Genomic DNA, 20,922 nt, shown 5'->3' with positions numbered 1-20,922 from the left:
CCGACCTGCCGCTCGCGTTAGGACAGCAAGGACAGCGATGCCCCCGAACACCACCGCCTCAACGGGTGACAAGGCCGGCAAGTCCGGCAGGAAGAAGGGGCGAAAAGCCCGCTTGGTCGTGCTTGTCCTGGTGATGGCTCTCATCGGCGGCACCGCCTACGGCGCTTACTGGTCCGTCAGTACCGTGCGCGCCTCCTTCCCGCAGACCAAGGGCACCATCACGCTGCAGGGCCTGTCGGGCCCCGTGGACGTCAGACGGGACGGCTACGGCATCCCGCAGGTCTACGCCTCCGGCGCGGAGGACCTGTTCATGGCGCAGGGCTTCGTCCAGGCGCAGGACCGGTTCTACGAGATGGACGTGCGCCGGCACATGACGTCAGGGCGCCTGTCGGAGATGTTCGGCAAGGGCCAGCTCAAGAACGACGAGTTCCTGCGCACGCTGGGCTGGGACCGGGTCGCCCGGCAGGAGTACGACAAGACGCTGTCGGCCTCCACGAAGAAGTACCTCCAGGCGTACACCGAGGGCGTCAACGCCTACCTCAAGGGGCGGGCGGCCAAGGACATCTCCCTGGAGTACGCGGCCCTGGGCTTCGCCAACGACTACAAGCCCGGGCAGTGGACCCCCGTCGACTCGCTCGCCTGGCTGAAGGCGATGGCCTGGGACCTGCGCGGCAACATGCAGGACGAGATCGACCGGGCCCTGATGACCAGCCGCCTCGGCCCCAAGCAGATCAAGGACCTGTACCCGGACTACCCGTACAGCAGGAACAAGCCGATCGTCGGCGAGGGCCAGTACAACGAGCTCACTCAGGCGTTCGAAGCGGGCGGCGACACGACGGGCACGGGCGCCGGAACCCCGACCGGCACCGGCACGGGCATCGGTACCGGCACGGGTACCGACGCCTCGACCGGCCTGGGCACGGGCACCACGACGGAGTCGACGGGCACGGGCGGTGCCGGCACCGCGACGGACGCGAACGGCTCCTCCGGCGTGCAGAGCCAGCTGATGGGCCTGCACGACGTCCTGGACGGCCTCCCGACGGCCGTCGGCGTCAACGGCAACGGCATCGGCTCCAACTCCTGGGTCGTCGCCGGCCGGTACACGATCACCGGCAAGCCGCTGCTCGCCAACGACCCGCACCTGTCCGCGTCGCTGCCCTCGGTCTGGTACCAGATGGGCCTGCACTGCCGTGAACTCTCCAAGGCGTGCCCGTACGACGTCACCGGCTACACCTTCGCGGGCATGCCCGGTGTGATCATCGGCCACAACCAGGACATCGCCTGGGGCATGACCAACTCCGGTGTCGACGTCACGGACCTGTACCTGGAGAAGCTCAGCGGCAACGGCTACCTGCGCGACAGCAAGACGGTGCCGTTCAAGACCCGCCAGGAGACCATCAAGGTCGCCGGCGGCGCGTCCAAGACGATCGTCGTGCGCGAGACCGACGACGGGATGCCCCTGCTGTCCGACCGGTCCAGCGAACTGATGACGGTCGGCAAGAAGGCCACGGTCACCACCGCGGCGCCCGACCGCGGCGACGGCTATGCGATTGCCCTGAAGTGGACCGCGCTGGAGCCGGGCACCTCCATGGACGCCGTCTTCGCCATGAACAGCGCGAAGGACTGGAACTCCTTCCGGTCGGCCGCGGAACTGTTCGACGTGCCCTCGCAGAACCTGGTCTACGCCGACACCAAGGGCAACATCGGCTACACGCTGCCCGGCCGCATCCCCACGCGCGCGAAGAACGACGACGGCTCCGTCCCGGCGCCGGGCTGGGACTCCGGCTACGACTGGACCGGCTACATCAGGCCGCAGGAACTGCCCTACGAGTACAACCCCAAGCGCGGCTACATCGTCACCGCCAACCAGGCCGTCGTCGATCCGGCCCGCTACCCGTACACGCTCACCACGGACTGGGGCTACGGCACCCGCAGCCGGCGGATCACCGACCTGATCCAGAAGAAGATCGACGGCGGCGGCAAGATCTCCACCGACGACATGCGCCAGATGCAGATGGACAACAGCAGCGCGATCGCCAACCTGCTGGTGCCCAAGCTGCTGAACATCGACATCGGTGACAAGGACGTCCGCCAGGCGCAGAAGCTGCTGGAGGGCTGGGACCGCACGCAGGACGCCGACTCGGCCGCCGCCGCGTACTTCAACGCCGTCTGGCGCAACGTCCTCAAGCTGGCCTTCGGCAACAAGCTGCCCAAGGAACTGCGGGTCAAGGGCCAGTGCCTGTGGGTGGAGCCGGCCGGCAACACGGGCCCCGCCGACGAGAACCAGAAGGTCCGCGAGTGCGGCCAGCGCGACGCCGACCAGGCGCAGCCCGACGGCGGCGACCGCTGGTTCGAGGTGGTCCGGGCGCTCGTCGACAAGCCGGACAGCGACTGGTGGAAGACCCCGGCGTCCGGCACCCGTCCCAAGGCGGACAACCGCGACGAGCTGTTCAAGCGCGCGATGATCGACGCCCGCTGGGAGCTGACCGCCAAGCTCGGCAAGGACATCGACACCTGGAGCTGGGGCCGGCTGCACCGCCTGTTCCTGAAGAACCAGACGCTGGGCACCGAGGGGCCGGGCGTCCTGCAGTACGTCCTCAACCGCGGACCCTGGAAGCTGAGCGGCGGTGAGGCCGCGGTCAACGCCTCCGGCTGGAACGCCGCCGGCGGCTACGGCGTGGTGTGGGTGCCGTCGATGCGGATGGTGGTCAACCTCGGCGACCTCGACAAGTCCAAGTGGATCAACCTCACCGGGGCCTCCGGGCACGCCTTCAGCGCCCACTACACCGACCAGACGGGCAAGTGGGCCAAGGGTGAGCTGCTCTCGTGGTCCTTCTCGCCGGACGCGGTCGGCAAGAGCACGAAGGACACGCTGGCGCTCAAGCCGTGACCCGCTGAGGCCACCACGGCGGCGAAGGCCCTCCACGCGCACGCGTGGAGGGCCTTCGCCGTGCCGGAGCCGTGCAGGAGTCATGCCGGCCGTTTCCGACGCCGTGCGCGTCAGGTGAAGCGGCGTACGCCCGACGGTGTCACCACGGCCTGCACCGGACGGTCGTGGGACTCCTCGGGAATGTGCTCCACGACCTCCGTGTCGTACAGCAGGACCACGAGGGCGGGATGCGCCCGCGCCGCCTCCAGGCGGGCCAGGACGCGGTCGTAGGATCCGCCGCCGCGCCCCAGGCGCATGCCGCGCGCGTCGACGGCGAGGCCGGGCAGCAGAACCACGTCGGCGGTCGTCACGGCGTCCGGGCCGAGACGCTCACCGGTCGGCTCGAACAGCGCCATCCGCCCGCCGTGCTGCACGCGCGCGAGGGAGCCCTCCCCGGTGTACGCGCCCCAGTCCAGGTCGTTGTCGGGCAGCAGGGCGGGCAGCAGCACGCGCGCGCCCCGCGTGCGCAGCGCGTCGAGCAGCGCGGGGGTTCCCGGTTCGGTGCCCACGGAGACGTACGCGGCGATCGTGCGCGCCTGAGTCAGCTCGGGCAGCTCCAGGGCGCGCTCCGCCAGCGCGTGCGCCGCCTCCCGCACTTCATCCACGGTCAATGTCTTCCTCACTGTGAGGATTTCTCGTCGCAAGGTCCGCTTGGCAGGCTCCGCACTGCGTCCGATGTGGCTCACTTGTCCTTCCGTACCCTTCCTTAATCCGGCATTTCTTTTCATATGAGAGTCAATTAACCGGAGAGGCAGATTCCCCGCAAAGGCAGCGGATAGGGTTGCGGCCATGACACAGGCGCACCCCAGGATCAGCAAGGCTGTCATTCCCGCGGCAGGTCTTGGCACCCGGTTCCTGCCGGCCACCAAGGCCACTCCCAAGGAGATGCTGCCGGTCGTCGACAAGCCGGCGATCCAGTACGTGGTCGAGGAAGCCGTCTCCGCGGGCCTCGACGACGTCCTCATGGTGACCGGGCGCAACAAGCGGCCCCTGGAGGACCACTTCGACCGCAACTATGAGCTGGAGTCGGCCCTGGAGAAGAAGGGCGACGGCGAGCGGCTCGCCAAGGTGCAGGAGTCCAGCGACCTCGCGACGATGCACTACGTCCGCCAGGGCGACCCCAAGGGCCTGGGTCACGCCGTGCTCTGCGCCGCCCCGCACGTGGGCAGCGAGCCCTTCGCCGTCCTGCTCGGCGACGACCTGATCGATCCCCGCGACCCGCTGCTCCAGCGGATGATCGAGGTCCAGGAGACCTACGGCGGCAGCGTGGTCGCGCTCATGGAGGTCGCGCCCGAGCAGATACACCTCTACGGCTGCGCTGCCGTGGAGGCCACCGAGGACGGCGACGTCGTCCGGGTGACCGGTCTGGTCGAGAAGCCGGACGCGGCGCAGGCCCCCTCCAACTACGCGATCATCGGCCGTTACGTCCTCGACCCGCACATCTTCGACGTACTCCGCAAGACCGAGCCCGGTCGCGGCGGCGAGATCCAGCTCACGGACGCCCTCCAGCACCTGGCCGAGGCCCACGCGTCGGCGGCCACCGACGAGCAGCGGGCCGGCGGCCCGGTGCACGGCGTCGTCTTCAAGGGCCGCCGCTACGACACCGGTGACCGCGGCGACTATCTGCGTGCCATTGTCAGACTCGCGTGCGAACGTGAAGACCTGGGCCCGGACTTCAGGGCCTGGCTTCAGCGGTACGTAGCCGAGGAGATGTAACGACGTTGAGCAGCGCCGAGCCCCGCACCGCCGACCCGGACCACCTGTGGTCGGTGGACGAGCACCTGGAGGACATCCTCACCACCGTCCGCCCCCTGGAACCCATCGAGCTGCAGCTGCTCGACGCCCAGGGCTGCGTCCTGGTCGACGACGTGACGGTGCCGCTCTCCCTGCCGCCGTTCGACAACAGCTCCATGGACGGCTACGCGGTGCGGGTCGCGGACGTCTCGGGCGCGAGCGAGGAGTTCCCGGCCGCCCTGGAGGTCGTCGGGGACGTCGCGGCGGGCGCGGCCGGCCTGCTCCGGGTGGGACCGGGACAGGCGGCGCGGATCATGACCGGGGCCCCGCTGCCGCCCGGGGCCGAGGCGGTCGTCCCCGTGGAGTGGACCGACGGAGGGCTCGGCGAGGGCCCGGTGAGCACGATGCGCGCCCGCAGTCTCGCCCCCGACGGCGTCGGCGGGCACGTACGCGTGTACCGGCCCGCCGAGGCACGCGCGCACGTGCGCGCGAAGGGCAGCGACGTGGAGGCGGGGGAGCGCGCCCTGCGGGCCGGAACGGTCCTCGGGCCGCCGCAGATCGCGCTGCTCGCCGCGATCGGCCTCGGCACGGTCCCGGTGCGTCCGCGCCCGCGCGTGGTGGTGATGTCCACCGGCAGCGAACTCGTCCAGCCCGACGAGCAGCTCGGCGACGGCCAGATCTACGACTCCAACAGTTTCGCCCTGACCGCGGCCGCCCGGGACGCGGGCGCCATCGCCTACCGGGTGGGCGCCGTCCCCGACGACGCCGACACCCTGCGCTCCACCATCGAGGACCAGCTCGTCCGCGCCGACCTGCTGGTCACCACCGGCGGGGTGAGCGTGGGGGCGTACGACGTGGTCAAGGAGGCGCTGTCCCACGTGGGGGACGAGGACGAGCCGGGCGGCGGAGTGGAGTTCCGCAAGCTCGCCATGCAGCCGGGCAAGCCGCAGGGCTTCGGGACCGTCGGCGCCGACCACGTCCCGCTGCTGGCCCTGCCGGGCAACCCGGTGTCGTCGTACGTCTCCTTCGAGCTGTTCGTCCGCCCCGTCATCCGCACCCTGATGGGCCTTCGGGACGTCCACCGGCCGACCGTGCGCGCGACGCTGGCCGCGGACCGGGCGCTGACCTCGCCGAAGGGACGCAGGCAGTTCCTGCGCGGGGTGCACGCGGACGGCGAGGTCAGGCCTGTGGGAGGCGCCGGATCCCATCTGGTCGCCGCCCTCGCGCTGGCCGACGCGCTCATCGTCGTGCCGGAGGACACCGAGTCCGTCGAGCCAGGCGCCGAGGTCGAGGTGGTCCTGCTCGGCTGAGCCGTGCGGGGTGGCGGTACCGTGTCGCGCACAACAGGCCCGTGCGCCGCACGGCGGCGGGCCCGGACCTGGAGCCCCACACGATCATGACTGTGCCTTCCCGGGGGGAGACCCCCGGACCCCCAGCGCCGGACCGGCTGACGCACATCGACGACGCGGGCGCGGCCCGCATGGTCGACGTCTCCGGCAAGGACGTGACCGCGCGCACCGCCCGCGCCAGCGGCCGCGTCCTCGTCTCGCCCCGCGTGGTCGAGCTGCTGCGCGGCGAGGGGGTGCCCAAGGGCGACGCCCTCGCCACCGCGCGGATCGCCGGGATCATGGGCGCCAAGCGCACCCCGGACCTCATCCCGCTGTGCCACCCGCTGTCGGTGTCGGGTGTGAGACTGGAACTGTCGGTCGCGGACGACGCCGTGGAGATCGAGGCCACGGTGAAGACCACGGACCGCACGGGCGTCGAGATGGAGGCGCTCACCGCGGTGTCCGTCGCCGCGCTCACCGTGATCGACATGGTCAAGGCGGTCGACAAGGGAGCGGTCATCACGGACGTACGGGTGGAGGAGAAGACGGGCGGCAAGTCGGGCGACTGGAGCCGGGCATGACCCTGGACACACCGGCCTCAGGAGCGCTGCTCGCGCCGTACAGCGCCCTGGTGGTCACCGCCTCCAACCGGGCCGCCGCCGGGGTCTACGAGGACACGGGCGGTCCGCTGGTCGCCGAGGGCCTCCGGCGCGCCGGCTTCGCCGTCGACGGGCCGCGGGTCGTACCGGACGGAGACCCGGTGGAGGCCGCGCTGCGCGCCGCCGTCGAGGCCGGTTACGACACCGTCGTCACCACCGGAGGCACCGGCGTCTCGCCCACCGACCGCACCCCCGAGGCCACCCGCCGGGTGATCGAGACCGAGGTGCCGGGCATCGCGGAGGCCATCCGGGCGTTCGGCATGCGGAAGGTGCCGACCGCGGCGCTGTCCCGGGGGCTGGCCGGAGTGGCCGGAGGGACGCTGATCGTCAACCTGCCGGGCTCGACGGGCGGGGTGAAGGACGGACTGGCCGTCCTGGAACCGCTGTTGAGGCACGCCGTCGACCAGGTGCGCGGCGGCGACCACGCCAGACCCGGTGCCGGCAGTGGGGGTGCGAGCTGAACAGCCCATCCTGGCCCGTCGTGCTCGCGGAGGGCGATGTCGTCCTCCGGCCGATAAAGCTGCGCGACCAGCGGGCCTGGCGCGAGGTGAACCGGCGCAACCGGGACTGGCTCAGGCCCTGGGAGGCGACGATTCCGCCGCCCACGCCCAGCGGGCCCATCACGCACCGGCCGACCTACCGGCAGATGGTGCGCCACCTCAGGTCGGAGGCGCACGCGGGCCGGATGCTGCCGTTCGTCATCGAGTACCAGGGGCGCCTGGTGGGGCAGTTGACGGTCGCGGGGATCACCTGGGGCTCGATGTGCTCGGGCCACGTCGGCTACTGGGTCGACGAGTCGGTGGCCGGCCACGGGGTGATGCCGACGGCCGTGGCGATGGTCGTGGACCACTGTTTCCGCACCGTGGGGCTGCACCGCATCGAGGTCTGCATTCGCCCCGAGAACGGGCCGAGCCGGCGCGTGGTGGAGAAACTCGGATTCCGCGAGGAGGGCCTGCGGCCCCGTTATCTCCACATCGACGGCGCCTGGCGCGATCACATGGTGTTCGCGCTCACCGCGGAGGAGGTGCCCGACGGGCTGCTGAACCGCTGGCGCCGTACCCGTGCCCTGCGGACGCCGAAGGGGAATCCCACCTCACCCGGAAATTGAATGAATGTTCGAAATTGATCGGCCGGTGATCTGAACCGGACCCGCTCCCGATCGTCCGGGTGGCAATGAATTCGCCTCCTTGACGTCCTGCTGATCACATCGATCGCAAAAAAAGTTCGAAATATCAGCCAGATCGTGCGACACACCGGCGCAATTGGCAGATGGCCTCACGCAAACCCCTCTACCGTGTGAGGCGTGAGCAGCAGCGGCCTCATCTACGCAGTCATCGTCGGGGCCTGGGCCGCCTACTTGGTGCCGATGTGGCTCCGTAGGCAGGACGAGCTGAACGAGGCCCGTCCGACGGAACGCTTCAGCACCGCCATCCGGTTCCTGTCCGGACGGGCGGGGATGGAGCGCCGGTACGCCAAGGACCTCAGGGCGCGCTCCGCCGAGGAGGGGGAGCCCGCCGACGGGGAGCCGGACGCCGCCACCGACTCGGTGGACGTCCGGTCCTTCGCCATGCCCCCGGACCGTTCTTCGCCGGAGCGCCGGCAGCCGCCGGCACGGGAAGAGCGGGAACCGGCCCGCGGCCACGACGAGCGCGAGCGGACCGCCAAGCCGGCCGCCCGGGCCGCGTCACCGGCGGCGGCACCGCCCGCCGACGTGTCCGCGTGTCCTCCCGCCGAGGCGTCCGCGCACCCACGAGTACCCGCGACCCGGCGCCCGCCGCGCGCGGAGGTGTCCGCGGCGCGTGCCCGGCGTTCGAAGGTCCTCGCGCGCCGCAGACGCACCACCGTCATCCTCTTCCTCGCCTTCACCCTCGGCGCGATCGTCGCCGCGGTCGGCGGGCTCACCTTCCTGTGGGCGCCCGGAGCGCCCGCCGTGCTGCTCAGCGCGTACATCGTGTACCTGCGCTCCCAGGAACGGCACCGCTTCGCCTACCAGATGGACCGCCGCCGCGCCGAGGTCGCCGCGCAGCGGCTGCGCGAGAGCCGCCGTCAGCCGCGTCGGCGCACACCCCTGGACCCCGCCGCGGACGAGCCCGACGCGGGGCCCGAGCCGGAGACGGACCCGGACCTCTCCGCCCTCGCCGCCGACCGGCGGGCACTGGTCGAGCAGACCGACCACGCCGAGTGGCTCGACCAGCAGCGCGAGCGCCAGCACCGCCCCGGCCAGGGCGACAGCTGGGACCCGGTGCCGGTGCCGCTGCCCACCTACGTCACCGCCCCCGTCGCCCCGCGCGCCACCTCCGACGTGGACCTCGGCGCGCCGGACGCCTGGAGCTCTGCGCGGTCCTCCGCCGCCGTGCCCGAGCAGGAGGCGGCGGCCCCGGCCGCGCCCGAACCAGAGCCGCACCCCGAGGACAGGCCCGCCGCCGACGGCCGCACCGACGCCCGCCGCGCAGCCTCGGCCCGCCGCTCCCGCGAGCGTGGCCGCACCCCGCTCTTCGACCAGTACGAGGAGGGCGACCGCCCCCGCGCGGCCAATGAGTGACTCCGCCCCTGACCAGCCCGGCAACGGATTACCAACCACCCGGGCGAGGATGCTAGAGTTTCACTCGTTGCAAGGGCCTGTGGCGCAGTCCGGTAGCGCACCTCGTTCGCATCGAGGGGGCCAGGGGTTCAAATCCCCTCAGGTCCACGCAGCTCAAAGCCCCGGTCGGGAAACCGACCGGGGCTTTGACATGTCGTGCGGCAGCGAAGTACGGCAACTGCTCCGGATCTTGCTGCCCGAGGTGCCCGCCGGGCTTCCGCAGCGCCCGGCGCGTCGGTGAACCTTCCGAAGTCGACGAGCTGTGCCCCAACAGACGCCTGTGGGCCTGGGTGTGATCCAACTCCGGTTCTCTGCTGGAGCGTTGACCTACCGGGCAGAGCTGAGCGGCATGCGCTTGTGATCAGGCGTCGATGCTCGCCGGGGTGGCGGTCATGGTCGGCAGCCCGCTCAAGATGCGATCGCTCAAAGGGCGACTAGCGTAGGTGAGAGGGAGCCGGAACCCGGCAGTACGCCCCTTCCGGCGGATCCTTGAAGACCGAGGCCTCGGCGCATTCGTGAAACCCACCGCACTGGGGGACCACGGAGCCGGGCAGGGAAGCTCTTCCCGCCATGACGTGTGGGGGAATTCAAGATCACGTTGCGCATCTTCCTATGGCCGCGGCCGACAATCGCGCGTCCGACAGCGCGCAAGTCGATCAAGTGGAAGGCACAGATCATGCAGGCACAGCGTCTGAAGCACCTCTTTGCGGTTACCGCAGTCGGCGTTCTCGTGGCCGGTGGTGCCGCGATCGGTGCGGCGGGGACCGCAGCTGCCGCTCCGGCTCACGCCCCGCAGACCGCCGTGAGCTCCTACGGTGACCACGGCGGCGGTGGCGGCGGTGGTGGCGGCGGCCACGGCGGCGGTGGCGGCGGCCACGGCGGCGGCGGCCGCGGCGGTGGTGGCTACGGCGGCCACGGTGGCTACGGCGGCCATGGCGGCTACGGCGGCCACGGCGGACGCGGCGGCCACGGTGGTTATGGCGGCTACGGCGGCTACGGCGGTTATGGCGGCTACGGCGGCTATGGCGGTCACGGCTACGGCGGCTACGGCGGCTACGGTCACGGCGGCTACAGGTAGTCAGCGCTCAACGCCTACGGAGCGCGGTGTGTGACCGCTGTACGGCTCTTCAGCCGGAGCACACGCGCACACCGCGTCTCCGCCGGCACCTGTGCCGAGATGGGCGACGAGCACGGTCGGGAGTCACGCTGCGGGAAACCGCGATGCACTGTGGGCCAAGGGTTCGAATTCATCAGGTCCACGCAGCTCGAAGCCCCGGTCGGGAAACCGACCGGGGCTTTGACGTGTTTCGCGAATCCCCCTCCGGGCCCGGGTCAGGGCCGGAGCGGCTTTGCCAGGCAGATGCTTGATTCGTACTCACGGTAGTAGCCGAACTTCGTGCACGGTTCGTAGCCGCTGGAGCTGTACAGGGCGACGGCCTCCGGCTGCCGGTCGCCGGTTTCCAGGACCATGCGGAGGCGGCCGGCGTCGCGGGCGTCGGCCTCCAGGGCGGCGAGGAGGCGGCGGGCCAGGCCGCGGCCGCGCATCGGCTCGGTCACGTACATCCGCTTGAGTTCGGCGTCGCCGTCCTCGTTGCCCTCGGCGTTCTTGTCCTGGCTGCGCCAGCCGCCCGTGGCGACGGGGGTGCCGTCCTCGTCGTAGGCGATCAGGTACACGCCGTTCGGCGGCCGGAAGTCGGCCGCGTCGAGGGGGGTGGCGTCGCCGCCGTCGCCGTAGCGGACGTGGTACTCGGCCTGTACCTCGTCGTTCAGCTTGGCGGCGTCGGGGTGGTCGAAGGGCACGGGGCGGATGTTCATGTGGGAAACCGTATGTCCAGGCGGAGGAGGGAGGCGGAGGTCTCCGGGAAGACCTCGTCCAGTGTGCCGGTAAGGTGCCCGGGTGCTGACTGTGACCTCCGTCAATGTGAATGGCCTGCGCGCCGCCGCCAAGAAGGGCTTCGTGGAGTGGCTCGCGGGGACCGGGGCCGACGTGCTGTGCCTCCAGGAGGTGCGGGCCGAGCCGCACCAGTTGCCGGAGCCGGTCCGTACGCCGGACGGCTGGTACGTCGTGCACGCGCCGGCCGCGGCCAAGGGACGGGCCGGTGTCTCCCTCTACACCCGCCGCGAACCCGACCGGGTCCGGGTCGGGTTCGGATCGGCCGAGTTCGACGGCAGCGGACGCTACGTCGAGGCCGACCTGCCTGGTGTCACGGTCGTCAGCCTGTATCTGCCGTCCGGCGAGGTCGGCACCGAGCGGCAGGACGAGAAGGTCCGCTTCATGGACGAGTTCCTCGCCCATCTCAAGGAGTTGCGCGAACGGGCCGCCGCCGACGGCCGCGAGGTCCTCGTCTGCGGCGACTGGAACATCGCCCACCAGCAGGCCGACCTCAAGAACTGGCGCGGCAACACCAAGAACTCGGGCTTCCTGCCTGAGGAGCGGGAGTGGCTGAGCACGGTCTTCGCGCCCGGGGCCGGCGGGTACGTCGACGTCGTGCGCGCACTGCACCCGGACGGCGAGGGACCGTACACCTGGTGGTCCTACCGGGGGCGGGCATTCGACAACGACGCTGGATGGCGCATTGACCTCCACGTGGCCACGCCCGGTCTTGCCGCCAAGGCCGTCAAGGGGTACGTCGAGCGGGCGGCCACCCACGCCGAGCGCTGGTCGGACCACGCCCCGGTGACGGTGGTGTACGACCTCTAGTCTCCGCTACGCCTGCTTGCGCAGCCGTCGGTCCAGGGCCATGGATACTTCCGCCTCCACCACGCTCTTGGCCAGTGGGCGCAGTCGGCCCAGGTCGTCCTCGGGGCCGTGACGCAGGATCAGGGCGGTGAAGAGTTCGGCCAGGGCGTCGGCGTGTTCGCGGACGCGGCGGCCTGTTTCGAGGACCTCGGCGAGGGGGATGCCCTCGCGGACCAGGGCGGCGGAGACGTCCAGCAGGCGGCGGCTGATGTGGACGAGTTCGTCGCCGTCGGTGCCCAGGTAGCCGAGTTCCATGGCGGCGGCCAGGTTCTCGGCGGTGACCTCGCCCGCGAAGTGGTCGGCGAGTTCCTCGGGGGTCAGGCGGACCGGGGTCTCCTCGGTGGGGGCGCCGAGGCCCAGCAGGTCGCCGACGTCGCGGCCGTGGTCGAAGGCCTCGGCCAGTTCGGCGATGCCGTTCAGCGTGTGGCCGCGTTCCAGCAGGGCCGAGATCGTGCGCAGCCGGGCCAGGTGGTGGTCGTCGTACCAGGCGATACGGCCCTCGCGGCGCGGTGGCGGGATCAGTTTGCGCTCGCGGTAGAAGCGCAGGGTGCGCACGGTGACGCCGGCCAGCCGGGCCAGCTCCTCCATGCGGTACTCGCGTCGGCCGCCGCCTGCTCCACCGTCTCCTGCCACGGCAGCAGCCTATGTTGTACCGGCGGTAACTTTTCCTCGGTCGCACCCCTACCGGTCGGTACGGACCTCCTCTACGCTCCCCATTGCGCCAGTGTTCACTGGCAGAGTCGCTGAAGGCCGCACGCGGGCCGCTGTTACGCGAGTCATGGGAGGGGCGCTCAATGGCCGAGCACGAGGACGAGCACGAGCACCGGCACGGGCGGACGGACCGGCACGTGCGGGTCGCGGTGATCGGGTCCGGCTTCGGCGGACTGGGCGCCGCGGTGCGGCTGCGCCGGGAGGGGATCACCGACTTCGTCGTGCTGGAGCGGGCCGGCAGCGTCGGCGGTACCTGGCGCGACAACAGCTATCCGGGGTGCGCCTGCGACGTGCCCTCGCACCTGTACTCGTTCTCGTTCGCGCCCAACCCCGACTGGCCGCGCACCTTTTCCGGGCAGGAGCACATCCGCGCCTATCTGGAGCACGTCACGGATGTCTTCGGCCTCCGCCCGCACCTGCGGCTCAACTCAGAGGTCACGAGGATGACCTGGGACGGCGAGAGGCTGCGCTGGGACATCGAGACCACCGGAGGGAACCTGTCGGCCGATGTCGTGGTCAGCGCGACCGGGCCGCTGTCCGAACCGAGGATCCCGGACATACCCGGGCTCGACTCCTTCCCCGGCAAGGTCTTCCACTCCGCCCGCTGGGACCACGGTCACGACCTCGCGGGCAAGCGGGTCGCCGTGGTCGGCACCGGAGCCTCCGCGATCCAGATCGTGCCGTCCATCCAGCCCGGGGCCGCCCGGCTCACCCTCTTCCAGCGCACCCCGCCGTGGGTGATGCCCCGCGTCGACCGCGAGATCAGCGGCGCCGAGCGCCGGATGCACCGCGCGCTGCCGCTGACCGCGCAACTGCGCCGCGGACTGCTGTGGGGCATACGGGAGTTGCAGGTCCAGGCGTTCACCAGGCATCCGGGTCAGCTCGGTTTCGTGGAGCGGCTGGCCAAGGCCAACATGGCCCGTGCCGTCAAGGACCCGGACCTGCGGGCCAGGCTCACCCCCGACTACCGCATCGGCTGCAAGCGGATACTGCTGTCCAGCACGTACTATCCGGCCCTCGCGCAGGACAACGTGGACGTCGTCGCCAGTGGACTGAGCGAGGTCCGCGGGTCGACCGTCGTCGCCGCCGACGGCACCGAGGCCGAGGTGGACACGATCGTCTTCGGCACCGGCTTCCACGTCACCGACATGCCGATCGCCGAGCGGGTCGTCGGCGTGGACGGTCGGACGCTCGCGGAGAGCTGGAAGGACGGCATGGCGGCGCTGCGCGGGGCGTCCGCGGCCGGATTCCCGAACTGGGTGACGATCGTCGGCCCCAACACCGGCCTCGGGAACTCCTCGATGGTCCTGATGATCGAGTCCCAGCTGAACTACCTGGCCGACTACCTGCGTCAACTGCGCGTCCTCGGCGGCCGGGCCGCCCTCGACGCCCGGCCCAGCGCCGTGAACGCCTGGAACCGCAAGGTGCAGGCGCGTATGAAGCGCACGGTGTGGAACACCGGCGGCTGCACCAGCTGGTACCTCGACGCGGGCGGCCGCAACACCACCGTCTGGCCGGGCACGACCACCGAGTTCCGGCAGGCCACACGGCGGGTGGACCTCGCGGAGTACCGGATCCTCCGGCCGCCCGGGTCCCGGGGCACGGCGGGGCGGGCCCCGGCGCTGCGGCCCGTGGAGGTGGACGCGTGAGCCGTCCCGCCCGCCGGACGGCCGAAGGCCGCCCGGAGGACCACGCTGCCCAGGAGCCTGCCTCCGAGCCCGTCCCGGATCCATACGACCCTCCCGTCCCCGCCCGCGAACTCACCGCCGTCTCCGCCGACGGCACCCGGCTGCACGTCGAGGTGCACGGGTCGGCGGACGACCCCGCCGCCCCGGCCGTCGTCCTCGCCCACGGCTGGACCTGCTCGACCGCTTTCTGGGCCGCGCAGATCCGGGACCTGGCCGCCGACCACCGCGTCATCGCCTACGACCAGCGCGGGCACGGACGCAGCCCGGCGAGTCGGGGATACGGCACCGACGCGCTCGCCGACGACCTGGAAGCCGTGCTCGCGGCGACGCTCGCGCCCGGCGAGAAGGCGGTGGTCGCGGGCCACTCGATGGGCGGGATGACGGTGATGGCCGCGGCCGGCCGGCCCGGCTTCGAGGAACACGCGGCGGCCGTTCTGCTGTGCAGCACGGGAAGTTCGCGGCTGGTGGCCCGGTCGACCGTCGTACCGATCCCGGCCGGCCGGCCGCGCACCTGGCTCACCCGGCGCGTCCTCGGCTCCCGGGCGCCGCTCGGACCGGTCACTCCGCTCGCCCGGCGGATCCTCAAGTACGCCACGATGGGCTCCGGTTCGGCGCCACGCATGGTCGAGGCGTGCGCGCGGATCGTGCACGCCTGCCCGCGCCGGGTGCGCCACGCCTGGTCGCAGGTGCTGGACGGGCTCGATCTCGAAGGTCACGTACGGCGGTTGAGGGTGCCGGTGGCGGTCGTCACGGGCACGGCCGACCGGCTGACACCGCCGGAGCACGCGCGGGCGCTGGCCGCCGCGCTGCCCAACTGCGTGGGCCTGACCGAGCTTCCGGGGCTCGGCCACATGACGCCGGTGGAGGACCCGGGGACGGTCACCGGGAAGATCCGGGAACTTGTGGCCGGGTTCGTAACCGGGCAGGTCACGGGCCAGGAGCCCGGTCGAGCCACCGCGCACGGAAGCGCACACGAGCAGCACGGCGTCGCACGGATCAGGGAGGGTGCATGAGCAGGGTGAGCCTGGAGGGGCAGGTCGCGGTCGTCACGGGGGCCGCGCGGGGCGTCGGTGAGCTGCTTGCCCGCAAACTGTCCGCGCGGGGCGCGAAGATCGCGCTGGTCGGCCTGGAACCGGACCTGCTCGAACAGGTCGGCAAGCGGCTGCACGGTGAGAGCGCCCACTGGCATGCCGACGTCACCGACCACGAGGCGATGGTCCGGGTCGCGGCGGAGGTCGAGGAGCGGTTCGGCAGGGTCGACATCGTGGTCGCCAACGCGGGTGTGGCGAGCGGCGGTCCGTTCGCCGACTCCGATCCCGAGTCCTGGCGGCGGGTGATCGAGGTCAACCTCATCGGATCGGCCGTCACCGGGCGGGCGTTCCTGCCGGCGCTCACCTCGAGCCGCGGCTATCTGCTCCAGATCGCCTCGCTCGCCGCCATCACCCCGGCGCCGATGATGACGGCGTACTGCGCCTCCAAGTCCGGCGTGGAGGCGTACGCGCACAGCCTGCGCGCCGAAGTCGCCCACCGGGGCGTGCGGGTGGGCGTCGCCTACCTGTCGTGGACCGACACCGACATGGTGCGCGGGGCCGATCAGGACGACGTCATGCGGGAGTTGAGGCAGCGGCTGCCGTGGCCGGCCGGCCGGACCTATCCGCTCGGTCCCGCGGTGGACCGGATCGTGGCCGGGATCGAGCGGCGTGCCGCCCATGTGTACGGGCAGTGGTGGCTGCGCGGGACGCAGGGCGTGCGCGGGTGGCTGCCGGGTGTGGTGGGCACCGTGGGGCAGCGGGAGGTAAGGCGCTTCGCCGACCGGCTGTCGGGGGTGCGGACCGGGCTGGTCGGGGCGGGTGGGGCGGCCGACGAACGGCACCGGTCCGCACCGGCTACGCAACGTCACTGATCGACATGCGCAGGGTCACCGCCCGTGTGAATCTGGTCGAGGCCGATCCCCTGGCCCACTTGGGGATCGGCCTCGACAACACGGGAGTGAACAGCATGGGTATGAAGGACAAGAACCAGGACACGGGCGAGCAGCAGCGGCAGCAGGGAGGCCGGCAGCGCCCCGGCGAGGGCCGCGAGAAGGCCGGGCAGCGCCCGTCCCAGCCGCGCGAGCGCGGGCGTCACGACGCCCAGGGCACGCCTGACGAGATGGAAGACCGTCTCAACCAGGACTACGACCGCTAGCCACGGCCGGCAGTCGGCGTCGTCGCCGAACCCGGCTTCGGCCGTGACGGCGTGACGGCGTGGGGTGTCCCGGATGCCGGGGCACCCCACGTTCCTGCGGGCCGGCCGTTCAAGTCCCGGCGTTCAGCGGCGCGGAGGCAGCTTCGGCCGTGAACGGTCGGGAACGTCACGGTAGTCGGGCGGGACCGCCGCCGGGTTGGCCTCCAGGAGTTCCAGGGCCAGTTCGATCGCGTCGTCCATCTCGACGTGGCGGCCCTCGGCCCAGTCCAGGGGAGTGCGCAGGCTCTCCACGTCGGGGGTGACGCCGTGGTTCTCGACGGACCAGCCGTAGGCGTCGAACCAGGCCGCGTTCATCGGCACCGTGATCACCGTGCCGTCGCCGAGGCGGTGCCGGCCGGTCATGCCGACCACCCCGCCCCAGGTGCGCTGACCGACGACGGGACCCAGCTTGAGCAGCTTGAAGGCGGCCGTGATCATGTCGCCGTCGGACGAGGTCGCCTCGTCGGCGAGGGCCACGACGGGCCCGCGGGGCGCGTCGGAGGTGTACGACACGGGCTGGGCGTTGCGTGTGAGGTCCCAGCCGAGGATGGTGCGGGTCAGCTTCTCGATGACCAGCTCGCTGATGTGGCCGCCCGCGTTGCCGCGGACGTCGACGATCAGCGCGGGCCGGGACACCTCCATGCGCAGGTCCCGGTTGAACTGCGCCCAGCCGGAGCCGCCCATGTCGGGGATGTGCAGGTAGCCGCATCGGCCGCCGCTCAACTCCCGCACCACGGCACGGCGTTTGGCCACCCAGTCCTGATAGCGCAACGGGCGCTCGTCGGTCAGCGGCACGACGGCGACCCGGCGCGGCGGTCCCTGGCCCTCCGCAGGGGAGAAGGTCAGCTCCACCGTCGTGCCGCCCGTCCCCGCGAGCAGCGGGTAGGGGCCCGTGACCGGATCCACCGGGCGCCCGTCGACGTGGGTGAGGACCGCGCCCTCGCGGATGCCCGCGCCGGCCAGCGGCGAGCGGGCCTTGGAGTCGGAGGAGTCGCCGGGCAGGATCCGCCGGACCACCCAACGGCCGTCGCGGTACGTCAGGTTGGCACCGAGCAGGCCCTGGAGGCGCTGGTAGTGCGCCGGGCCCTCGTTGCGGCGGGCGGGGGAGACATAGGCGTGGGAGGTGCCCAGTTCGCCCAGGACCTCGCGCAGCAGGTCGGCGAACTCGTCCGGGGACGCGACGCGTTCGACCAGCGGGCGGTACTGCGCGAGCACCGCGTCCCAGTCGATGCCGCACATGTCCGGCTCCCAGAAGTAGGCGCGGATCAGCCGGCCCGCCTCCTCGTACGACTGGCGCCACTCGGCCGCCGGGTCGACCACGTGCAGGATCCGGCGCAGATCGATCCAGGTCGTCGTGTCGCTGTCGCCGACCTCCGTGGACGGCACCGCGCGCAGGTCGCCCTCGTCGACGACGACCAGGCGGGTGGCGTCGCCGCTGACGGCGAAGAAGTCGAGATGGCCGACGAGTTCGTACTTCTTGGCCCTGCTGATGTTGAAGTGCTCCAGGGTCGGCCGGCCGGTGGTGTCGTCCGGGTTGACGAAGGTCTCGCCCAGGGCGCCGGAGATCGGCCAGCGCAGCCAGACGAGGCCGCCGCCGGCGACCGGGTGCAGAGCGGAGTACTTGGAGGCGATGACGGGGAACGGGGTGACCCGGTTCGCCAGGCCCTCGACCTCCACGGTCACCGCGCCGGACTCGCCGGTCTCCTCGTCCTCGACGGGGTCCAGACCGCCGGCCGCCGGCCGTCCCTCCGGGTTCAGCGCGAAGGGGGACGGAGTCGCGGAGGACAGCGGAACGAGGTAGGGCTTGCAGCCGAGCGGGAAGGACAGGTCCCCGGTGTGCACGTCGTACACCGGATCGAAGCCGCGCCAGGACAGGAAGGCCAGATACCGGCCGTCCCGGGTGAACACCGGGTTCTCGTCCTCGAAGCGGCCGTTGGTGACGTCGACGATCAGCCGGTCCCGGATCCGCGCCATCCTGATCTGCCGCAGGGACCGCCCGACCCCGGGATGCGACCAGGTCAGCCACGCCCCGTCCGGCGAGAACGCCAGATCCCGCACGGGCCCGTTCCCGGACCGCACCAACTCGGTGAGCCGCCCACCGGAACCGTCGTCGTCCTGGGCTTCACCGGTTCCGGCGGCGTCGGACGTACCGGTCCCGAGGGGACCGTCAGTCGTATCGGCGGCAGCCGGGTCGTCCCGCGTGTCGGTCGTCGCGTTCTCGCTCGCCTCCGTGCGGTCCTCGGTCGTGTCCGTGCCGGCCGGCGCGGCCGCTTCCGCCGTCTCCTCGCCACGCCCCGTGACCGCGGCCACCTCCTGCGCCGTCTCCTCCTCGTTCAGGTCGCTCACGTCGAGCAGGAGCAGGCGGCCGTCGTGGGAGGCGAGGGCCAGGCGGTCGCCGGCGGGGTCGGAGGCCATTTCCAGGACCCGGCCGAGCCGGCCGGAGGCGAGGCGCCGGGGAGGGCGGGGGCCGGTGGCGCGGGGGAGGTGGGTGACCTCGACGGCGTCCTCGCCGTCCGCGTCGGTGACGTAGGCGACCTGGCCGGTCCCGCCCAGCATCTCCGGCAGCCGGATGCGCACACCGGGCGTGTCGATCAGGGTGCGGGCGGGGCCGTCGCGGTGTGTCAGCCAGTGCAGGGAGCCGCGTACGACGACCGCGCTGGCCCGGCCCGTCTCGTCGACGGAGATGCCGTCGACGTGCTGGGCGGCCGGCACCTGGTAGCGGCGGCGGCCCGCCCGTGGCCCGCTCGTCCGCACCTCCAGCCGGTGTGGGACCGAGTCCGCGGACAGGTCGTCCACCATCCACAGGTCGCCCGCGCACTGGTACACCACCCGCGTGCCGTCGCTGGAGGCGTGCCGGGCGTAGAAGGCGTCGTGGTCGGTGTGCCGGCGCAGGCCGGAGCCGTCGGGCGCGCAGGAGTAGAGGTTGCCCACGCCCTCGTGGTCGGAGAGGAACGCGATCCGGCCGCCGACGAACATCGGGGAGGCCAGATGTCCGCCGATGCCGGCGAGCAGCCGTTGCCCGTGCAGCCACAGCCGGCCCGTCGCGCCGCCCCGGTACCGCTTCCAGGAGGCCGCTTCGTGCGGGGGCGTGCCGGTGAGCAGCAGGGTCTTGTGGCCGCCGTCCACGTCGGCGACCTGGAGGTCGGAGACCGGTCCCCAGGGCAGCTTGCGGCCGGGGGAGCCGTCGGTGCCGACCTTGTAGGCCCAGGTGAAGTAGGAGAACGGCTCGCCGTGGGAGGCGACGGCGAGGATGTCGGTGCGGCCGTGCTCGTCGGGCGGCGCCCACCCGCACACCCGGGTGTCGGTGCTGCCCCAGTAGGTGAGCTGGCGGGCCGGTCCGCCGTCCACGGCGACCAGGTGGATCTCGGGCACCAGACTGCGCCAGCTCGTGTACGCGATGTGCCGCCCGTCGGGCGAGAAGCGGGGTGGGCCGACCTTGGTGCGGTCCACCGTGAGGCGCCAGGCACGGCCCGCTCCGTCGAGCGGCGCCAGCCAGAGGTCGTCCTCGGCCACGAAGCACAGCAGATCGCCGCTGAGGTGCGGCAGGCGCAGATAACTCACCTTCCCATGCTTTGCCCGGGTATGGGCCACAGCAACTTATGCGGAACCGACAGTCGTGACCCAGGACACGTACGAAACGGTTTCGTTTCGTTCGGCCGGTGCGCTACATTCTTCATGTACGAAACGGTGTCGTTCCCAGCGGGAAGGCGGAGGACATGGCCGAGGTCGCGACCGGGCGCCGGAGCCGTATCACGCCCGAGCGTGAGGCGGAGCTGTACGCCGCCGTGCTCGACCTGCTCCGCGAGGTCGGCTACGACTCCCTCACCATGGACGCCGTCGCCGCCCGCACGCGGTCCAGCAAGGCCACCCTCTACCGCCAGTGGGGCGGGAAGGCCGAGCTCGTCGTGCGGGCCATGCGGCACGGCAAGCCGGAGCGGCTCGACGCGATCGACACCGGAGCGCTCCGCACCGACCTGCACGCCCTCGTCCGCGAGGACGACTGCGCCATGGAGCAGAACTCCGCGCTGATCCGGGCCCTGGCCATGGCCATGCACACCAACCCGGACCTCAGACAGGCCTTCCGGGACCAGCTCATCGAACCGGAGATGGCCGCGTTCCGCAGCCTGCTGCAACGCGCCGTCGACCGGGGCGAGATCCGGGCGGACTGCCCGGCGCTGGACTTCGTGGTGCACATGCTGGCCGGCGGGTTCGTCGTTCGGGCGCTCATCGAGGGCCTGCCGCCGACCCAGGAATTCCTCCATTCGTACCTCGACGCCGTGGTCCTCCCCGCCCTCGGCGTTCCCACTTCCTGACACCTCTCCCCAG

At 71.8% G+C, this 20,922-nt stretch carries 18 protein-coding genes and 1 tRNA gene; 15 read left to right on the top strand and 4 right to left on the bottom strand.

Annotation, left to right across the window (positions count from 1 at the left end; translation table 11 throughout):
* Positions 1 to 37: 37 nt before the first annotated feature.
* On the top strand, positions 38 to 2,890 hold the full coding sequence (locus OIE49_RS15670; RefSeq protein ID WP_326802857.1) for a penicillin acylase family protein: 2,853 nt from the start codon (positions 38 to 40) through the stop codon (positions 2,888 to 2,890).
* 110 nt (positions 2,891 to 3,000) lie between these two features.
* Here OIE49_RS15670 and OIE49_RS15665 read toward each other — a convergent pair whose 3' ends face one another.
* On the bottom strand, positions 3,001 to 3,615 hold the full coding sequence (locus OIE49_RS15665) for a 5-formyltetrahydrofolate cyclo-ligase (protein ID WP_234375761.1): 615 nt from the start codon (positions 3,613 to 3,615) through the stop codon (positions 3,001 to 3,003).
* Positions 3,616 to 3,718: 103 nt separating this feature from the next.
* Between OIE49_RS15665 and galU the strand changes: the two genes are divergently transcribed.
* From galU to OIE49_RS15625, 8 genes are all read left to right on the top strand, one after another.
* Positions 3,719 to 4,645: a UTP--glucose-1-phosphate uridylyltransferase GalU gene (gene galU, locus OIE49_RS15660; protein ID WP_326802856.1), complete on the top strand. Its 927-nt coding sequence runs from the start codon at positions 3,719 to 3,721 to the stop codon at positions 4,643 to 4,645.
* Positions 4,646 to 4,650: 5 nt separating this feature from the next.
* Entirely contained in the window at positions 4,651 to 5,973 is a 1,323-nt protein-coding gene (gene glp / locus OIE49_RS15655) for a molybdotransferase-like divisome protein Glp (RefSeq protein WP_326802855.1), read from the top strand.
* Positions 5,974 to 6,059: 86 nt separating this feature from the next.
* Positions 6,060 to 6,572, top strand: a complete 513-nt coding sequence (moaC, locus tag OIE49_RS15650; protein WP_326802854.1) for a cyclic pyranopterin monophosphate synthase MoaC — start codon at positions 6,060 to 6,062, stop codon at positions 6,570 to 6,572.
* A complete protein-coding gene (locus tag OIE49_RS15645) occupies positions 6,569 to 7,111 on the top strand; it encodes a MogA/MoaB family molybdenum cofactor biosynthesis protein (RefSeq protein ID WP_326802853.1) in 543 nt (180 codons plus the stop codon). Before moaC ends, OIE49_RS15645 begins: the two co-directional genes overlap by 4 nt.
* Positions 7,112 to 7,131: 20 nt before the next feature.
* The gene (locus OIE49_RS15640; protein ID WP_199836780.1) at positions 7,132 to 7,758 is read left to right on the top strand and encodes a GNAT family N-acetyltransferase; all 627 of its coding nucleotides are present in this window, start codon (positions 7,132 to 7,134) and stop codon (positions 7,756 to 7,758) included.
* Between the two features lie 195 nt (positions 7,759 to 7,953).
* Positions 7,954 to 9,192, top strand: a complete 1,239-nt coding sequence (gene sepX, locus OIE49_RS15635; protein ID WP_326802851.1) for a divisome protein SepX/GlpR — start codon at positions 7,954 to 7,956, stop codon at positions 9,190 to 9,192.
* A 73-nt stretch (positions 9,193 to 9,265) separates the two neighbouring features.
* A tRNA-Ala gene (locus OIE49_RS15630) sits at positions 9,266 to 9,339 on the top strand.
* A gap of 568 nt (positions 9,340 to 9,907) precedes the next feature.
* Complete coding sequence (locus tag OIE49_RS15625; protein ID WP_326802850.1) at positions 9,908 to 10,309, top strand: hypothetical protein; 402 nt, start codon at positions 9,908 to 9,910, stop codon at positions 10,307 to 10,309.
* Positions 10,310 to 10,563: 254 nt separating this feature from the next.
* Here OIE49_RS15625 and OIE49_RS15620 read toward each other — a convergent pair whose 3' ends face one another.
* A complete protein-coding gene (locus tag OIE49_RS15620) occupies positions 10,564 to 11,046 on the bottom strand; it encodes a GNAT family N-acetyltransferase (RefSeq protein ID WP_100571097.1) in 483 nt (160 codons plus the stop codon).
* 82 nt (positions 11,047 to 11,128) lie between these two features.
* On the opposite strand from OIE49_RS15620, the gene OIE49_RS15615 reads away from it, so the two are divergent.
* Positions 11,129 to 11,932 carry an exodeoxyribonuclease III gene (locus OIE49_RS15615; RefSeq protein ID WP_326802849.1) on the top strand — a complete coding sequence of 268 codons (804 nt, stop codon included), beginning with the start codon at positions 11,129 to 11,131 and terminating at the stop codon, positions 11,930 to 11,932.
* A gap of 6 nt (positions 11,933 to 11,938) precedes the next feature.
* Here the strand turns inward: OIE49_RS15615 and OIE49_RS15610 are convergent, their stop codons facing one another.
* Positions 11,939 to 12,559, bottom strand: coding sequence for a MerR family transcriptional regulator (locus OIE49_RS15610; protein WP_326806240.1), 621 nt, complete (start codon positions 12,557 to 12,559; stop codon positions 11,939 to 11,941).
* 206 nt (positions 12,560 to 12,765) lie between these two features.
* Here OIE49_RS15610 and OIE49_RS15605 point away from each other — a divergent pair, with 206 nt between their 5' ends.
* Genes OIE49_RS15605 through OIE49_RS15590 form a run of 4 tightly spaced genes read left to right on the top strand, consistent with a single transcriptional unit; the run spans position 12,766 to position 16,557 of the window.
* Positions 12,766 to 14,331: a flavin-containing monooxygenase gene (locus OIE49_RS15605; protein WP_326802848.1), complete on the top strand. Its 1,566-nt coding sequence runs from the start codon at positions 12,766 to 12,768 to the stop codon at positions 14,329 to 14,331.
* Positions 14,328 to 15,383, top strand: coding sequence for an alpha/beta fold hydrolase (locus OIE49_RS15600; protein WP_326802847.1), 1,056 nt, complete (start codon positions 14,328 to 14,330; stop codon positions 15,381 to 15,383). Before OIE49_RS15605 ends, OIE49_RS15600 begins: the two co-directional genes overlap by 4 nt.
* Entirely contained in the window at positions 15,380 to 16,273 is an 894-nt protein-coding gene (locus tag OIE49_RS15595; RefSeq protein WP_326802846.1) for an SDR family oxidoreductase, read from the top strand. Before OIE49_RS15600 ends, OIE49_RS15595 begins: the two co-directional genes overlap by 4 nt.
* Before the next feature lie 5 nt (positions 16,274 to 16,278).
* Positions 16,279 to 16,557, top strand: coding sequence for a hypothetical protein (locus tag OIE49_RS15590; RefSeq protein ID WP_234375760.1), 279 nt, complete (start codon positions 16,279 to 16,281; stop codon positions 16,555 to 16,557).
* A 123-nt stretch (positions 16,558 to 16,680) separates the two neighbouring features.
* Here the strand turns inward: OIE49_RS15590 and OIE49_RS15585 are convergent, their stop codons facing one another.
* Entirely contained in the window at positions 16,681 to 20,157 is a 3,477-nt protein-coding gene (locus tag OIE49_RS15585; protein WP_326802845.1) for a S41 family peptidase, read from the bottom strand.
* Between the two features lie 155 nt (positions 20,158 to 20,312).
* On the opposite strand from OIE49_RS15585, the gene OIE49_RS15580 reads away from it, so the two are divergent.
* The gene (locus OIE49_RS15580; protein ID WP_100571090.1) at positions 20,313 to 20,909 is read left to right on the top strand and encodes a TetR/AcrR family transcriptional regulator; all 597 of its coding nucleotides are present in this window, start codon (positions 20,313 to 20,315) and stop codon (positions 20,907 to 20,909) included.
* Positions 20,910 to 20,922: the final 13 nt, after the last annotated feature.

Origin of the sequence: Streptomyces sp. NBC_01788 (assembly GCF_035917575.1) — a bacterium.
Taxonomy (GTDB): domain Bacteria; phylum Actinomycetota; class Actinomycetes; order Streptomycetales; family Streptomycetaceae; genus Streptomyces.
This window is presented reverse-complemented; position numbering and strand designations above follow the sequence as displayed.

Bases quoted from the DNA above. Each gene is read 5' to 3' on its own strand.
- moaC (WP_326802854.1), top strand. From the start codon at position 6,060: ATGACTGTGCCTTCCCGGGGGGAGACCCCCGGACCCCCAGCGCCGGAC.
- OIE49_RS15620 (WP_100571097.1), bottom strand. From the start codon at position 11,046: ATGAACATCCGCCCCGTGCCCTTCGACCACCCCGACGCCGCCAAGCTG.
- OIE49_RS15625 (WP_326802850.1), top strand. From the start codon at position 9,908: ATGCAGGCACAGCGTCTGAAGCACCTCTTTGCGGTTACCGCAGTCGGC.
- OIE49_RS15645 (WP_326802853.1), top strand. From the start codon at position 6,569: ATGACCCTGGACACACCGGCCTCAGGAGCGCTGCTCGCGCCGTACAGC.
- OIE49_RS15670 (WP_326802857.1), top strand. From the start codon at position 38: ATGCCCCCGAACACCACCGCCTCAACGGGTGACAAGGCCGGCAAGTCC.
- OIE49_RS15580 (WP_100571090.1), top strand. From the start codon at position 20,313: ATGGCCGAGGTCGCGACCGGGCGCCGGAGCCGTATCACGCCCGAGCGT.
- OIE49_RS15610 (WP_326806240.1), bottom strand. From the start codon at position 12,559: ATGGAGGAGCTGGCCCGGCTGGCCGGCGTCACCGTGCGCACCCTGCGC.
- OIE49_RS15590 (WP_234375760.1), top strand. From the start codon at position 16,279: ATGCGCAGGGTCACCGCCCGTGTGAATCTGGTCGAGGCCGATCCCCTG.
- OIE49_RS15595 (WP_326802846.1), top strand. From the start codon at position 15,380: ATGAGCAGGGTGAGCCTGGAGGGGCAGGTCGCGGTCGTCACGGGGGCC.
- OIE49_RS15605 (WP_326802848.1), top strand. From the start codon at position 12,766: ATGGCCGAGCACGAGGACGAGCACGAGCACCGGCACGGGCGGACGGAC.
- galU (WP_326802856.1), top strand. From the start codon at position 3,719: ATGACACAGGCGCACCCCAGGATCAGCAAGGCTGTCATTCCCGCGGCA.